This window comes from Marinobacter sp. R17, from assembly GCF_003789045.1.
GTDB classification, from domain to species: domain Bacteria; phylum Pseudomonadota; class Gammaproteobacteria; order Pseudomonadales; family Oleiphilaceae; genus Marinobacter_A; species Marinobacter_A mangrovi.
The window spans coordinates 1-1,296 of the sequence record NZ_RHGZ01000059.1; the positions used below are offsets into that span (position 1 = coordinate 1).

General features: G+C 61.6%; 1 protein-coding gene. It reads right to left on the minus strand.

Going from position 1 to position 1,296, the window contains the following annotated elements:
• Window positions 1-31: 31 nt before the first annotated feature.
• Window positions 32-1,177: an integrase core domain-containing protein gene (locus EB809_RS20850; protein ID WP_263317017.1), complete on the minus strand. Its 1,146-nt coding sequence runs from the start codon at window positions 1,175-1,177 to the stop codon at window positions 32-34.
• Between the last annotated feature and the right edge of the window lie 119 nt (window positions 1,178-1,296).

Genomic DNA, 1,296 nt, shown 5'->3' on the forward strand with positions numbered 1-1,296 from the left:
CATGGGTAACACTTTGAACCGGCAACATGGGTTACACCTCTTCCCCCGCGTGCCACCGGCATGCGGGCTCCAGTCGCGCGGTTTTAAGGTTGATGTGGCCCAGCAGATGGGTGCTGTATCGCACCTCTACTCGGTCATCCTCAACCTCTTTCAGGCCCACGCGGTGCCTGGCTAACAGCTCACTCACGTAGATCAAATGGCCCTGCCACTTGATCTCGCCGTTGTGGCGAACGTTGCGGACCGCTTGGTCCGCGTTGTATTCAATCGGACGCAGCACCGGCGAGTACGCACGCCGGGAGGGTTGGTACACACTGGCCGGTGTTTGCCGGCCCAAGGCCTCATGGCTGCGCTGTTCGTTAAACTCCTGACAGAACGCCTGTAACGCGGCTTGTTGCTGCCTCCAGCTCGACCCTCGCATCCGCTCACCCACCGCTCGGTTCAGTGAGCCGTGCATGCGTTCGTGGCGGGCATTCTGTGTCGGCGTGCTCGGCCGGGTGCGATGCACCCGAATGCCCAGTTCGACCCACCATTTTGACAGTCGCGTCAGGCCGCCCGCCGAGCGGCTGGCAAAGGGCGAGCCGTTATCGGACAAAATCCCTTCCGGCAGACCGTACTCATGGAAGACCCACTCCATAATGGGCTTCGCCTGCGCGTGGTCCGTGGCCGTCACGCCGTGACAGCCCAAGACATAGCGACTGGCGTTGTCGGTCATGGTGAGCGGATAGCACCAGCGTCCACCTGCTGTCCGGTATTGCCCTTTGTAGTCCACGCTCCACAGAGCGTTGTTGCGATCGCCCAGTTCAAACGGTTGCGGGTCAGCCGGATACGGCCGCTTGTAGCGCCGCTTCTTGACCAGACCTGCCGCCTTGAGAATCTCGCCAGCCGTGCTGTCGGCCGGTAACGCCAGCGTCGGCTGTAGCTCGCGCAACCGGTCCAGAACCTTCTTGGGGCCGAAGCTGGGGTGATCCTTCTTGATGGCTACAATCTGCTCGGCCACGTCCTCCGCCACCGCATGCGGGCAATGGTGTGGGGCGCGGGAACGCTCCTGCAGCCCCGCTGCGCCTTCCTCCTGATACCTCCGGATCCACTTGTACGCCGTCTTGCGACTGATGCCGTATCCGCGGGCCAGGTCGCTCACACCATGCTCGCTCCGCAGCCAGTCTGCGATGAACTGCATCTTAAGATCCATTACACAAGTCTCTCTCCAGGGCATGGGCGCATCCTCCTTGCCCATACCGTAACTTGTGTCACCCATGTTCCCGGTTTGAGGTGTTACCTATGTTGCCGGTTTGCACA